This window comes from Salinifilum aidingensis, from assembly GCF_054782015.1.
In genome coordinates, this window is sequence record NZ_BAAGTH010000025.1 from 1 (window position 1) to 13,823 (window position 13,823).

Below are 13,823 nucleotides of genomic sequence, written 5' to 3' on the forward strand. Positions count from 1 at the left end.
CGGCGGGTGCCGCCCACGATGACGAGCGCGAGCGTCCCGGTGACGAGGAGTCCCGTCATCCACCCGTCGACGCCGAAGGCCTCCTGGGCGCTGGAGGCGATGTTGTTCGACTGGATGCCGGGGAAGAGGTCGTGGCTGCGGCGGGCGTCGTCGGTCCAGACGGAGGCGGCCAGCCCGTAGGGCACGTCGTTGGCCCGGCGGAGGGCTTCGTCTTCGTCGTGGAAGGTTTCGATGGTGGTGACGGGGCCGAAGCCGCCCGGCGCTGGTGGGTGAAGATCGAGCGCAGCGTCCGCTACATGATCGCCCAGCTGCCGCAAGACCACTTCGACCCCAACCTCTGGGTCACCCTCGCCGGCAAACCTCCCCTCCGTCGCGACGATCCGCGGGGCCTCCACTGAGCACACCGGTCACCTCGGGTGGCGCCGGCCCTCCGGAGCCGCCGCCCGCCTCGACGGGCTGCGACGGCGCAGCGGGGCATCGTGCCGGAGGGCGGGTGCTCCCCTCGGGCCAGCGCTGCGCCGCGTCGGGCCGGGGGTCGACGAGCCCCTGGCGACGGAGCCGGGCCCGCTTGGCCATGTTCCAGCCGAGCACCGTCACCACCCCCGCGCACCCCTGGCCCGCAGCATCTCCGCTGCGGACGAACCAGCGGCGGAGGCGCCGACCACGAGCACGCTCTCCGGCGGGGTCACGCGTCCTCGCCCAGCTCGATCGCCCCGGCCGGGCACGTGGTGGCGGCCTCGCGCGCGCTGCCCTGCAGTTCGGCGGGCGGTTCCGAGTTCAGCAGGACCACGGCGCCGTCCTCGTCGCGCTGGTCGAACACCTCGGGCGCGAGCATCGCGCACGTCCCGGCGCTGCAGCACTCGTCCTGGTCGACGGTCACCTCCACCGCGTGCTCTCCTTCCTCTCCCCTCGGTTCGCGGTGCGCCCGGTGCGGTGCGACCGGTCGCGCCTCACCAGGTCACGGGCAGCTCGTGCACCCCGAAGGCCAGCGCGTCGTGCTTGAGCTCGAGCTGGTCGAACGGCACGGCGACCTGCAGGTCCGGGATCCGGCGGAACAGCGTGCCGTGGACGATCTGCAGCTCGGCCCGGGCGAGCTGCTGGCCGACGCACTGGTGCGGGCCGAAGCCGAACGCCTGGTGCTGGTTCGTCGCGCGGGCCAGGTCCAACCGCTCGGGTTCGTCGAAGACCTGCGGATCCCAGTTCCCGGCCGGTAGGTCGATGATGATGCCCTCGCCCTCGCGGATGGTTTCGCCGGAGATCTCGATGTCGGCGGTGGCGATCCGGCGCTGGCCGACGTGCGGGATCGTCAGGTAGCGCAGCATCTCCTCGGTGGCGTTGGCGACGACCTTCTCGTCCTCGGCTTCGCGCAGCACGGCCAGTTGCTCCGGGGTCCGCAGCAGCGCCAGGGTCCCCAGGGCGATCATGTTCGCGCTGGTCTCGTGGCCGGCGACGAGGAGCTGCACGCCGATCAGGGCGGCTTCGGTCTTGGTGATCTCGCCGGCGCCCACCCGTTCGGCCAGGTCGGAGGCCACGTCGTCGCCCGGGGCGTCCGCCTTGGCGCGCACGAGTCCGGCCAGGTATTCCGTCAGCGCCCGGTTGGCCTGCGCGCTCTCTTCCGGATCGGCGTTGCGGCTGATCCCGATGCTGCTGTTGCGCTGGAAGAAGTCGTGGTCGGAGTAGGGCACGCCGAGCAGTTCGCTGATCATCAGCGAGGGCAGCGGCAGCGCCAGCGCCGCGACGAGGTCGGCCGGCTTCGGCCCGGCCCGCATCTCCGCGATGAGCTCATCGGTGATCTGCTGGATCCGCGGTCGCAGGGCGTTGACGCGCTTGACGGTGAACGCCCGGGTCATGATCTTGCGCAGCCGGGCGTGCTCGGGGGCGTCGAGGTTGAACACCATCTTCGGGCGCTGTTCGAGGGTGTTGGCCATCGCTTCGCTGAAGTGCGGGAAGCCGGGGCGGTGCTCGTCGACGCTGACCCGCGGATCGCCCAGCAGGCTGCGCTGCTCGGCGTGGCCGGTGACCACCCAAGGCGTGCTGCCGTCCCAAATGGTGACCCTGCTCAGCGGTTTCTCCGCGGCCAGCTCGCGCAGCGCCGGAGGCGGCGCGAACGGGCACCCCGCGTCCCGGCTCATCGGGTATTCGGGGGCTTGCTGCGTCTCGGACATGACCCTCCTCGATCCGCGGCGTGGTGGATGTGCCGGTGCTGCGTGCGCGTGCCGGCTGGTCTCAGCTGCGCCCGAGCGGTGCGGTCGACAGCTCCGCGAGGGCATTGCTCGGGTACCCGGCGGTCATGCCGCCGTCGACGGGCAGCACGGTTCCGGTGACGTACTTGGACCGTTCCGCGGCGAAGTAGAGCGCGGCCTCGGCGACGTCCTCCGCCTCGCCCTGCCGGTCCAGCGGACGCAGGGACCGCATGACCGCGCGGAGCTTCTCCGCGAGCTCGCCGTCGTCCGCGCCTGCGGTGGCGGACTCCAGGATGTCGCTGGCGATCGCGCCGGGCGCGATGCAGTTGACGCGGATGTCCTCCCGCGCCAGGTCGATCGCCGCGCACTTGGAGAAGTGCGCCACCCCCGCCTTCGCGGCGCGGTAGCTCCACTCGGCGCACCCGGCGTGGATGCCGGCGATGGAGGTGATGTTGATGACGCTGCCGCCGCCGCGGGCTGCCATGTGCCGGCCCGCGTGCCGGGTCCCGAGCAGCACCCCGAGCAGGTCGACGTCCACCACGCGCTGGAAGTCGGCGAGGTCGTCGTCGAGGAACCGGGCGTGCATCGCGCTCGGAACACCCGCGTTGTTGACCATGACGTGCAGACCGCCGAACGCGTCCACAGTGGTCGCCACGAGCGCTTCGACCTGCTCGGCCCGCGCGACGTCGGTCTCCACGAACAGGGCGTGCTCGCCCAGTTCGGCCGCCAGCGCCTCGCCGGTCCCGCGGTCGATGTCGGCGATGGCGACCCGAGCGCCTTCGGCCAGGAACTTCTCCACCATCGCCCGTCCGAGCCCCGCGGCCCCGCCGGTCACGATGGCGACTTTGCCGTGCAGTTCGCCCGCCACGTCCTCGCTCACCTCCCGTCGTCCCCGTCACGCGCGATGGCCGGAGGCGGTCAGTCGCGCACGTCCGCTCCGCAGGCGATGACGAACGCCTTCCCACCAGTCCGCGCACCCCGACCTAACCTGACACCTGGTGTCAGGTTAGATTTCCGGTACCGGAAACGCAAATCAGTGTCATCAACTGATACCCTGGGCGGTCATGGCGGACGATGAGGCTGCGAACGCACGACCCACCCGCGCGCTGGCGCGCGAGGCGGTCCGGTCCGAGCTGTCGCGGGCGGCGCTCGAGCTGCTGCTGGAACGCGGCTACGAGCACGTCACCGTGCTGGACCTCGCGCACGCGGCGGGCGTGTCGAAGAGCACCTTCCTGCGCTACCTCGGCAGCAAGGACAGCGCGGTGCTCGACGCGTTCCGCTCCGAAAGCGCCCGCATCATCGACGCCCTGCACCAGCGCCCGGCGAGCGAGGACGTCTGGACCGCGCTGCGGCGCGCGATCGAGCCACTGCTGCGGCACTACCACGACACCCCCGAGCGCTCCCTGGCGCTGAGCCGCCTCGTCCTCGAAACGCCGTCGCTGCGCGTGGCCAACCTCGAGCGGCAGGTCGAGCTCCGCGACGCGCTCGCCGCCACGATCGCCGAACGATCCCCCGGGCGCTCGGAGGTGCAGGCCGAGGCCCTCGCCCACGCCGCAGTCGGCTGCTTCCACCTCGCGATCGAGCACTGGGTGCGGACGGGCGGTCAGGCGCGGCTCGAGGACCTCCTCGACGACGCCTTCGACGCGGTGCGCTCCACCGCGCAGTGACGGGGGCGGAGCGCGTCACCGAACTCGGCTTCGGCACGGCCCTGGCCGTCGGGCAGGGCACCAACGACCGCGAGCCGTCCCACTGCGCCCGAACCCCGTCGTCATCGACGAGAACACCCGGGAACCGAGGCCGCACCGGGGCCTCAGCACCGGGGCGCGCCGGTCGGCCGGACCATCATCGACGAGCACGCGCCGCAGCGATCGATGCAGCATGGGGAAGGTGACGGAGGTGAAGTGATGACCGAGCAGCGCGCCGCGCGCCAACGCCGCGCCGATGGCGAGGAATCCCGCCGCGAGGTCCTCGACGCCGCCGCCGCGGTCAGCGCCAAGTGCGGACTCCCGGTCAGTTCGATCTACCGGCACTTCGAGGACAAGGACGAGCTGATCGCGGCCGTCATCGAACGCAGCTTCCACACCTGGCTGGCCACCGTCACCCTGCCCGACGAGGTGGCCGACACGTCGAAGGACCGCGTGGTCGAGCTCGCCCGCGACGTGGCCGGGGCGCTGCTCGAAGCACCCGACTTCCTGCGGCTCGGCTTGATACTGGCCCTGGAACGGCACCCCGAGGACCCCAGCGCCCGCACCGTGTTCCTCCAGCTCCGCGGCACCGCGCACCGGCACTTCGCCGACATCGTGCGCGAAGTCGAACCCTCGTTGGACGAGCACGCCGTCCAGCTGCTGACCACCTACGCCGTGGCCGCGGCCGACGGGCTGTTCATCGCCAAGGAGGTCGGCGGGGACTCCGTCGACCTCGTCCGGCTCTTCGAACTCCACGCGCGCGCGATCTTCGACGCCGCCGCGCACCTCGCCGGGTGACCGCGCTCGGGGCCAGCGCGCGGAAGCGCACCCCGCCCACCGCTCGGTGGCACCGCACCGTCCGACGCCAGGAGATGCGCGGAGAAGCCCCACCCACCGAATCGACCCCACCAGCACTTCGTCCCGCCGCGTTGATGCGCGAACGGGGCATCAGTCCCGGCCGGCGTCGACCTGGCCGAGCACGAGCACGCCCTGGACGTGCTCGGCGCCGACGGGATCGTGCCGCTGGCCAACAGCGACGGCGCTACCTCGGCAATCCGGAGTTCGCGCCGCTGCCGGAGTTCCTGCACCACCGCCGAGCCGCGGTCTTCGTGCACCCCGGTGAGCTGCCCGCGCCGGTCCTGCTGCGTGTCCTGCCTGGGCGAGGCTCCGAGGTGCAATGTAGACGGGCGGGGCAAGAGAGGTGCGTGCCCCGACCGTCCGCGCCGGTGACGCCGCAGCGACCGGCACGAACGCGAAAGCTGGCCGCCGGCCTGCGGCTCCATGGGAAATCCAGCAGGGGTGATCATCCTGGCGGAGGGTGCGTTCAGGCGGAGGAGCGCCTCGAACGAGCCTCGTACGCGAGTTCGGACCCGAGGATGCGCCCACCTGTCTGAAAATGACCGTCTGCGGTGCCCCTGGGGTCGAGATCACGTAAGCGCACCAGTACGGACGGGGAAACGCGCGGCCACGCGCCGTGGAGGACGTGGTCATGCGTTCTGCAGGGTTCGTTTGGCGAGGCGTTGTGGTGTGGGCCAGCGGACCTTGTGCACCCACCCGAGCTTTTCGAACACCCAGATGGTTCGGGCGGAGATGTCGAGTTGACCGCGTCCGACCCCGTGCCGTGCGCATGTGGGGTCGACGTGGTGCGAGTTGTGCCAGGATTCGCCGAAGGACACCAGTGCCAGTGGCCAGAAGTTCGCGGCCTTGTCCCGGCTCTTGAACGGCCGTTCGCCGATCATGTGGCAGATGGAGTTCACCGCCCACGTGACGTGGTGCAGCAGTCCGACCCGGACGAGTCCGGCCCAGAACAGCCCGGTCAGTACTCCCCACCAGGACCAGCTGAGCACGCCGCCGAGCACGGCGGGCAGCAGCAGCGTCATCACCGTCCACACCGGAAACAGGTTGTTGATCCGCGTCAGCGTGCGGTCCTTGAGCAGATCGGGCGCGAACCGTTCGGTGTTGGTCTGATCCCGGTCGAACAGCCAGCCCATGTGGGCATGCCAAAAGCCGCGGGCCACCGCGACCGGACCTGTGCCGTACAGCCACGGCGAATGCGGATCGCCTTCCTTGTCCGCGTAGGCGTGGTGCCGGCGGTGGTCGGCGACCCATTGGATGACCGGCCCCTGCACGGCGAAACTGCCCGCCACGGCCAGGATCGCTCGCAGCGGGGCAGCGGCTTTGAACGCCCCGTGGGTGAAGTGGCGGTGAAAGCCCACCGTCACTCCCAGGCCACTGAGGCAGTAGAGGGACAGAGCCAGGCCGAGATCCACCCAGCCCAGGCCCCAGCCCCAGGCGACGGGCACGGCAGCGATGATGGCCAGCAGCGGTGTCACGGTAAATACCGCGATCACAGCGATCGCGGCCCGGGACTGCCGCTTGCCGACCATCGGGGGGCGGGCATTGCCGAACCGGGACGTTCGCGGAACATCGACTTGTCCACCGGGGGACGTACTCGTCATCGCCCCTCCTCTCTTCGAGGTCAGTATTGCGGATCCGCCGGACCGGCCGGGCCCACCTGCTGGGGCGGTGTGCTGCCCGCGTCCCCCCGGGGGGCAGGTGCGCGGTGCCGGAGACTGAAGTCACGCCACACAGCGGGGTGAGGTGCCCTCGCTTGTCCGGAGCCTGTGCTGTGCCCCCGGGGTCCCCGGCCTACCGCTGGCATTCCTCAGAACCGTCTCCCCGGTGGGGCGAGCGGCGGATGCGGCTCAGCCGGCGCTGGGGGCGTGCCCGGGCGTGCTGCTGCAGCGTGATGCCAGGCTGCGGGGGCACCGCCCTTGGCCAGCACACCCAGGAGCAGGCAACGGGAAAGCTGCGGCATGCAGCGCTGATCACCGACTCATCTGCCCGGCCGTGCGGAGCTGGGGCTGACTGTTCAACCACCTGCAAGAGGACTACCCGCGAGGGGCGCACCGCTAAACCGGGAGAGCACGGAGCACGGCTGGTGCTGCCACCGACGGGAAAAGGCGAGCACTCTCGTCACCCCACCGCAAGACTGCCTGATGAACGGGCCTGTCAGGAGTTTGGCGAACGAATACCGCTGGACATCCAGCTGGGCAACCGCAGTGGGGTGAGCAGCGATCCGTCCCGCGCAGCCCTGGACCGTCGATATCCAGGTGGAACCCATCGACAACCCTGATGCCGCCCCGATACCACGGCAAGTCAGCAGGGAGTCTGCTGTTCGGGGGAGGCCCTGGGGACGTCGGATTCGGGCCGCGAGGAGCAGGCTCGTCCGAGCACAACGGCCTGACCGAGGTGAACGTTACAGTGCCGGGGAGGCAGCCACCGAGCGCTTTCCGCGAGAGGGCGCTCATATTCCGCTGTTCAGCAGAAACGTGTTCGTGCGCTCCGTTTCGGGGGCGCTCCGTTTCTTCCTGCTCCCCACCGGGCGGAGTTGATCACGCCTGCTGGTGGGCGAGCAGGTGGGTAGGACGGATGGTGCGTTCGGCGAGGCTGCGGGCCAGGTCGGTGAGGTGTTGGTTGTTGGCGCGGGCATAATCGCGCAGCAGTGCAAAGGCCTGCTGCGGGGACAGACCGCCGGCTTCGGCGAGGACGCCTTTGGCTTGTTCGATGACGACGCGGTGGTGCAGGGTCGCTTGCAGCTGTTCGGGCAGGGTTTCCCGGCGGTGCACGGTGTGGTGGTGCAGGATGCCGACGGTGGCCTGGTCGGCCAGTGCTTGGCCGAGCTGGAGGCTGTCCTCGTCGACGGCGACGGGTTCGGTGTTGAGCAGGGTCAGCGCTCCGACCTTTTCGCGGCGTAGCCGCATGGGCAGGGCCGCGGCGGTGCGGAAGCCGGCGGCCATGGCGGCTTCGGTGAAGGCGGGCCATCGGGTGTCTTCGGCGGCCAGGTCGGAACTGCTCACCGGGGCACTGGTCTGGATGCTGTCCTGGCAGGGGCCTTCGCGGGTTTGGGTGGCCAGAAGCTCGATCAGGCGCACGTCTTCGCTGGTGGCGGCGGTGGGGTGCCATCCGCCGCTCTGGTCGGACAGGATCACGCCGGCTGCGGTCACGTCGAGCAGTTCTGCGGCGCGTTCGGCCAGCAGGGTCAGAAAGTCGAGGACGTCGAAGTCGTCGACCAGCGTGTCCGACAGGGCCACGAAGGTCTGGGCCAGCCGTTGTTCTCGCGGGATGTTCATCACCGATCTCGTTTCTCGTCCGTGCCGCAACCGCTGTCTCAGGCGGAGTTGTTCCTACGAGTTCTCGTCGGGGCTGAAGCGCAGCTGGCGTGTGGTGACCTGCCGGGCCACCTCGGTCAAGGACAGCTCGTGGGTGTAGGCGTGTGCCCGCAGCCGCAGCAGCGCCGTCGCGCTGGTCGTCTCCAGCTGGACTTGGACCATGCCGGTGGCCTGGTGCACCTCGGCGTGCGGGTCGGCCAGCCAGCTGGCGTCGGCGCTGCTGCGGCCTTCCAGTTCACCGAGGATGGTGTGGGTGGCCAGCTCGGCCAGGATCACCCCGTCAGCGGTTTGGGCGGCCGACAGCGATCCGGGCGTATCGTGGTAGAAGTCCAGTGAGCCCACGCGGATCACCCCGATGTGCAGGGGGAAGGAGAACACCGCGGCAGCTCCCCGCGCCTGCGCGGCGGGGGTGAAGCCGGGCCACCGGACGGTGGCGCTGGCCAGGTCGGCGATGAACACCGGCCCTCCGGTGGTGAAGGCGTCCAGGCAGGGGCCTTCGCCGACGGTGAGCTGCAGGTCTTCCAACCCGGCGCTGACGTCGTTGGTGGCATGCACCAGCCCGCGGCGCGGGTCGTGGCCGTCCCCGTCGGTGGCCGGTGTGAGCACCGTGGCCCCGGCTCCGGTTACCGACAGCTGCGCCACGGCCAGTGTGCACAGCACACTCATCCGCGAGGTCGTCTCGTTCGCCCGGGCACTGTCCGTCTCCAGCTGGGAAATCAGCAGTGCCCGTCTGTCCTCGCTCATCGTTCACTCCGTAGTGTAGCCGCTGCGGCGGCTGGAGGAGGATGCTCTCGCCGGCTGCTGGGCCGGGGCGACCGGCGAGACCTCAGCCCTTTCCTCGTGTCCGGGCCAAGACCTGCTTCGGGACCCGCTCGGGAGAGGGCCCCATCATCATTGCGACTGCGGGTCCGAACGCGCGTCCTGCCGGGTCAGCCACTGGGCGACCGCGACGAGTTTCATGTTGGCCTCCTGCGAGGAGGACACCAGCAGCCGGAAGGCTTCGTCGGCCTCCACACCGAAGCGTTCCATGAGCATGCCCTTGGCCTGGCCGATCACATCACGGGTGGCCAAGGCCTGCTGCAGCCGGGCCACATGACGAGCCTCGCCCAGAGCCGTGGCCGCGTGCTCGGCGAACAACTCGCCCAGCAGGTGCGCGTTGCTGTCGAAACTGTGCGGACGAGCAGCATACAGGTTCAACGCTCCCAGTGAGCCGTCGCGGGCGAACAGTTGGAACGAGAGCATGCTGCCCACCCCGAGCACGGCGGCCTGCGGGACGAACCGCGGCCACCGGTGCGCCTCGCCGCTCAGGTCCGCGACGGTGACCGTGTGCTGGTCCCACAACGCCGTCACGCACGGGCCCTCGCGGTAGTCGGCTTGCCACCGGTCGACTTCGTCGACTGTGGCGTGGCTGGTCGCCGCCGAGGTGATGGTGCCGTCTTTGTGCAGCAATGACACGCCGGCCTGTTCAGCGCCCGGCACGGTTTCGACCGCCGCGGCCACGATCAGCGATAACGTGGCTGTCTCATCGCCGACCTGGGCCGTGGTCAACTTCCGCGCCACCGAGGAGAGGGCGGGCACGAAGCCGTCAGCCCCGTCGAGTGAGTCTATGTCTGTCATCGTCCACGCCTGTTCCATTTCGGGGTCCTCTTGCCATGGGGTCAGTCCGGACTCAACCAACAGCCTTCGAGGACTCCCGCCTCGGCTGTTCCCGCCCCGGGCCCTGCAGCTCGGCGCGGACCCCGGAAGGTTGCGCCGGGGCTGCTGTTCGGCAGCGCAGTGCCCGGCGATGAGGGAGCTGGCCAGAATTTGGACGCGGCCGGCGGCCGCCCGATCGCCTTCGGCCGCAGCGATGATCGCTCCTTTCATCAGCAGATGGAAGCTGCGGGCGAACTCCTCCGGGGCGGCCAGCCCCGCCTGGTCGGCGAGATCTTCGATCAGCGTGCGGACGTCGGCCAGGTAGTCGAGGCCGGCCTGGCCGAGCGGATGCTCCGGGCCCATTTCCAGCAGCACGTTGATAAACAGGCAGCCCTCGAAATCCGCACGGTGAAACCACTCGTCGAACACGTCGAAGACGGCCAGCAACTGCTGCTCGGCCGCGTCGGCCCGCGCCCGGATACCCGCGGCCAGCAGCTGCTGGGTCCAGCGTTGCTCGCGCTCGACCAAGCACGCCCGCACCAGCTCGATCTTCGAGACGAAGTGGCGGTACAAGCTCGCCTTGGCCACCCCGGAACGGGCCACGATCTCGTCCACGCCCACGTCCCGCACACCGCGTCGAGTCACCAACGCATACGCATGCGCCACGAGGCTGGCCCGCACCGTCGACCGTGCGGCCACCGCCGGCTCGTGTGTCATCAGCCCGAGTGTAGGCAGGCATCCCTCCGCATAGATAGACAGAGCGGCCTCACCGTCAGTACGTTGGATTCGGTTGGTTTAACAGAAAGCCGCCAGGAGGACATCAGGCGTGGTGCCTGCGGCACCCGCTCTGCGACGAATGGGGCTTTCTGATGCATTCATCCGAGTTGGCCTCTCACTCGAGGCCGAGCACGAGCAGTAGCGGCGTTTCGGAAGCGGGAACCGCCGTCACTCGTTCGGGAGTCGATCTGCGGGTGAGCTATCCGGCTCCGCAGCTGGCTGCGGTGCACGTGAGCGGTGAACTCGACGCGGCGACCACACCCCGGGTGGCGGCGCTGGTGTGGCCCCGCCTGCAGTCCAGGCTGGGTGGGCTCGTGCTCGACTTGCACGAAGTGACCTTCCTCGGGGTTGCTGGTCTGGAATTGGTCGACGCCCTGCGCTTCTACGTCCTGCACTGCGGCAAGACACTGGTGCTGGTCAACTCCAGCCGGGTCGTGGACCGGGCCCTGGCGGCCGGCGGGCTGGCCGCGATCGTGCCGTGCTACCCCACCCTCGAGGCCGCCCGCGGCGCCCTGCTCATGCCCACCGGCGCCACCCCGGCCCAGGAAGCATGATGGGCACCTCCTCCTACCTGTTGCACCGCGACGCGCTGGTCAGCCTTCGGCAACGCCTGGCCCCCGCGCAGATCGACGAGGACGCTCGGACCGAGCTGCGGGGCCAGCTCGACGCCCTCGACGAGGCCATCCGGTTGGCCGCCCCTCCGCGTCCGCCCCGCTTGGTGCCCGGGTTGTTCGATCTCGTGCCGCTGCCGATCGGCATTCTGGACGATTCCGGCCAGCTGCTGGATGCCAACGACGCCCTGGCCCAGCTGCTGGGCTACGCCCGCAACGACCTGGTGCGCCGCGACCCCAGCGAACTGCTCGGAGAGCACGACTCCGCTGAAGAGTTGGCTGGAGCGCACGTGGCCGACGGGCAACACCGCGTCCTCACCCATGCCGACGGGCACCGCGTGGTCTGCGAGACGCACTCGGCACCGTCGGCGCAAGAGGACGGCACCCGACTGTGGCTGCTGGTCGCCCACGACATCACCCCCCACCACCGGCACATCCAGCAGCTGCACCACCAGGCCACCCACGACGAGCTGACCGGGCTGCTCAACCGTCACGGGCTGCACGACGCGCTCGGCGAGACCGAGCACGACCTGCCGACCGGGTTCGCCGTGCTGTTCTGCGACATCGACAACTTCAAACGCGTCAACGAATCACGGGGCCATCCTGCCGGCGACGAGCTGCTGACCGCCGTGGCCGATCTACTGGCCCGCACGTTGCCACCGGGCTGCCAGCTGGCCCGCTTCTCCGGGGACGAATTTCTGATCACCTGCCCCGACGTGGACGCCGTCGGCGGGCTGGAAACCTTCGCCGCCCGCGTGGCCGGAGCTCTGCGAGCCACCATTCCGGTCCGCGGGCAGTTCGTGGGCGTCTCCGGCTCCGTCGGCGCCGCCGCCATCAACGGCGCCGCCCGCAGCCTGAATGACCTCATCCGCTTCGCCGACGCCGCCATGTTCGAAGCCAAACACCGCGGCCCCGGCCGCACCGCCCTGGCCAGCACAGCACTGATCACCGCCGCTGACGAACAACTGGACCTGGAAGACCAACTCCGCCGCGCCCTGGCCGGCGACCAGTTGAGCCTGCACTACCAACCCATCGTCGCCGGCGACGGCACCACGCTCGGCGCCGAAGCGTTGCTGCGGTGGGACCACCCCACCCGCGGCAGGCTCTCTCCCGCCGTGCTGCTGCCCGTGGCCGAGCAGGGCAACCTGCTCGGCGAACTCGACCGGTGGGTGCTGCGCACCGCCCTGGACGAGGCAACCCACTGGCCCACCTCCGGCCGCGGGCCGATCACCATCGCGGTCAACCTCTCCGAACTCCCCAGCAGCGACCCCAACCTGCTCGAGGACATCACCACCCTCATCACCAGCTCCGACATCGCCCCGCACAGGGTGGTCCTCGAACTCACCGAAACCGCCCTGCTCAATCTGCACCCCTGGCAACAGCAGGCGATGGCCGCCCTGTCCGAGACCGGCGTGCGCTTCGCCATCGACGACTTCGGCACCGGCTACTCCTCCCTGGCCCGCCTGCAAGATCTGCCGGCACAGATCGTCAAGCTCGACCGCACCTTCCTGCCGGCCGCCGAAGATGACACCACCGCCTGCGCCATCACCCAGGCGATCGTGGACCTGTGCCGCGCCACCGGGCACCGCTGCCTCGCCGAAGGCGTCGAAACCCCCGCCCAACTCCGCCTGCTCACACCCCTCGGCATCCACGCCTACCAAGGCTGGCTCTTCTCCCCCGCCCTACCCGCACCCGACTTCCGACGCGCACTGCAGGAAGAGCAGCAGGTGGCCCTGCCCCGTTGGACCGGACACTCGAGTTGATTGGAGAGTGTCCGCGTGACCGAAGGGCAACGACGAACCCGTCGGAAGTTCTCGGCGGAGTTCAAGCGGGACGGGTGTGGAGCTGGTGCTGACCGGCGGCAAGTCGGTGGCCGAAGCTGCCCGGGACCTGGGGATCTATGACTCGACCCTGGGCAACTGGGTTAAGCAGGCCCGCATCGACCGCGGCCAACAGGAGGGCTTGAGCACCGAGGAACGCACACGGCTGGCCGAGCTGGAGCAGGAAAACGCGAAGCTGCGCATGGAGCGTGACTTGCTCACACGAGCTCATGAGCCTTCTGGGTGCGGGAGTCGAGGCAGTGACCCGCTACCGCTTTGTCGATTCCCGGGAAGCCGACGGCTTCCCGGGAACAGCCGCCTGCCGAGCCGCCGGGGTCTCAACCTCGGCCTACGACGACTGGCGGCGAGCCCAGCACCGGGAACCGAGCCCGGCCCAGCAGGCCGAAGCCGCCCCGGACCTGCTCGGGCGGAACTTCACACCCGGGCTGGCGGATCGACGGTGGGTTGGCGACATCACCGACGTCCCCACCGACGAGGGCTGGTTGTATCTGGCGGCCGTGCTCGATGTCGGCTCGCGCCGGGTGCTGGGTTCCGCGATGGTCAGCCACCTGCGCACTGGCCTCGTCGCCGACTGCCTGGACACCGCGGTCGCCACTCGCGGTGGTGACGTCGCCGGGGTGATCTTCCCTAGCGACAGGGGGTGTCAGTACACCAGTGTCCAGTTCGCCCAGCACTGCCGCGAACTGGGCATCCACCGTGCACTCGACCGCACCGGGATCTGCTGGGACTGTGAGACTGTCCTTCGTCGCCCGAGGTGGTCTGACCCCTGCTACGACCGACCCGTGAGTGTCCTGGCGTTGATCAGTCGGGTTGCGTGGTGTGGACAGCTTCGGATGCGACGCAGGATTTTCCAGCTTGTGAGCTGGGCGTGCTCGTTCGCCGGGGCCGCGGTCGCCGGGCGTGGGCGGAGTTGACGGCT

General features: G+C 69.9%; 14 protein-coding genes and 1 pseudogene. 7 read left to right on the top strand and 8 right to left on the bottom strand.

Annotation, left to right across the window (positions count from 1 at the left end):
* On the bottom strand, positions 1-233 hold a 233-nt coding region (locus tag ACYVJE_RS22815; protein WP_461146107.1), incomplete at its 3' end, for an aldehyde dehydrogenase family protein.
* Here ACYVJE_RS22815 and ACYVJE_RS22820 point away from each other — a divergent pair.
* On the top strand, positions 219-398 hold the full coding sequence (locus ACYVJE_RS22820) for a hypothetical protein (RefSeq protein WP_461146109.1): 180 nt from the start codon (positions 219-221) through the stop codon (positions 396-398). The genes ACYVJE_RS22815 and ACYVJE_RS22820 overlap by 15 nt on opposite strands.
* Positions 399-685: 287 nt before the next feature.
* On the opposite strand, the gene ACYVJE_RS22825 is transcribed toward ACYVJE_RS22820, so the two are convergent.
* From ACYVJE_RS22825 to ACYVJE_RS22835, 3 genes are all read right to left on the bottom strand, one after another.
* On the bottom strand, positions 686-886 hold the full coding sequence (locus ACYVJE_RS22825; RefSeq protein WP_461146096.1) for a ferredoxin: 201 nt from the start codon (positions 884-886) through the stop codon (positions 686-688).
* Between the two features lie 64 nt (positions 887-950).
* Positions 951-2,165, bottom strand: a complete 1,215-nt coding sequence (locus ACYVJE_RS22830) for a cytochrome P450 (RefSeq protein WP_461146097.1) — start codon at positions 2,163-2,165, stop codon at positions 951-953.
* 61 nt (positions 2,166-2,226) lie between these two features.
* Entirely contained in the window at positions 2,227-3,063 is an 837-nt protein-coding gene (locus tag ACYVJE_RS22835) for an SDR family NAD(P)-dependent oxidoreductase (RefSeq protein WP_461146098.1), read from the bottom strand.
* A gap of 184 nt (positions 3,064-3,247) precedes the next feature.
* On the opposite strand from ACYVJE_RS22835, the gene ACYVJE_RS22840 reads away from it, so the two are divergent.
* Together ACYVJE_RS22840 and ACYVJE_RS22845 are read left to right on the top strand one after the other, a co-directional pair.
* Positions 3,248-3,850, top strand: a complete 603-nt coding sequence (locus tag ACYVJE_RS22840; RefSeq protein WP_461146099.1) for a TetR/AcrR family transcriptional regulator — start codon at positions 3,248-3,250, stop codon at positions 3,848-3,850.
* 237 nt (positions 3,851-4,087) lie between these two features.
* A complete protein-coding gene (locus tag ACYVJE_RS22845) occupies positions 4,088-4,666 on the top strand; it encodes a TetR/AcrR family transcriptional regulator (protein ID WP_461146100.1) in 579 nt (192 codons plus the stop codon).
* A gap of 689 nt (positions 4,667-5,355) precedes the next feature.
* On the opposite strand, the gene ACYVJE_RS22850 is transcribed toward ACYVJE_RS22845, so the two are convergent.
* The 4 genes from ACYVJE_RS22850 to ACYVJE_RS22865 form a co-directional block, all read right to left on the bottom strand.
* Entirely contained in the window at positions 5,356-6,255 is a 900-nt protein-coding gene (locus ACYVJE_RS22850) for an acyl-CoA desaturase (RefSeq protein ID WP_461146108.1), read from the bottom strand.
* A 1,008-nt stretch (positions 6,256-7,263) separates the two neighbouring features.
* Positions 7,264-8,001 carry a GAF and ANTAR domain-containing protein gene (locus ACYVJE_RS22855; protein WP_461146101.1) on the bottom strand — a complete coding sequence of 246 codons (738 nt, stop codon included), beginning with the start codon at positions 7,999-8,001 and terminating at the stop codon, positions 7,264-7,266.
* Between the two features lie 54 nt (positions 8,002-8,055).
* Complete coding sequence (locus ACYVJE_RS22860) at positions 8,056-8,784, bottom strand: GAF and ANTAR domain-containing protein (RefSeq protein WP_461146102.1); 729 nt, start codon at positions 8,782-8,784, stop codon at positions 8,056-8,058.
* A 147-nt stretch (positions 8,785-8,931) separates the two neighbouring features.
* Entirely contained in the window at positions 8,932-10,392 is a 1,461-nt protein-coding gene (locus ACYVJE_RS22865; protein WP_461146103.1) for an ANTAR domain-containing protein, read from the bottom strand.
* Between the two features lie 254 nt (positions 10,393-10,646).
* Here ACYVJE_RS22865 and ACYVJE_RS22870 point away from each other — a divergent pair, with 254 nt between their 5' ends.
* The 4 genes and pseudogenes from ACYVJE_RS22870 (at position 10,647) to ACYVJE_RS22885 (ending at position 13,818) form a co-directional block, all read left to right on the top strand.
* On the top strand, positions 10,647-11,006 hold the full coding sequence (locus ACYVJE_RS22870; protein ID WP_461146104.1) for an STAS domain-containing protein: 360 nt from the start codon (positions 10,647-10,649) through the stop codon (positions 11,004-11,006).
* Positions 11,006-12,826: a putative bifunctional diguanylate cyclase/phosphodiesterase gene (locus ACYVJE_RS22875; protein WP_461146105.1), complete on the top strand. Its 1,821-nt coding sequence runs from the start codon at positions 11,006-11,008 to the stop codon at positions 12,824-12,826. The genes ACYVJE_RS22870 and ACYVJE_RS22875 overlap by 1 nt, the downstream gene beginning before the upstream one ends.
* A gap of 85 nt (positions 12,827-12,911) precedes the next feature.
* Positions 12,912-13,076: pseudogene (locus ACYVJE_RS22880) on the top strand (transposase); the annotation flags it as partial.
* A 37-nt stretch (positions 13,077-13,113) separates the two neighbouring features.
* Positions 13,114-13,818, top strand: coding sequence for a DDE-type integrase/transposase/recombinase (locus ACYVJE_RS22885; protein WP_461146106.1), 705 nt, complete (start codon positions 13,114-13,116; stop codon positions 13,816-13,818).
* Positions 13,819-13,823 lie beyond the last annotated feature (5 nt).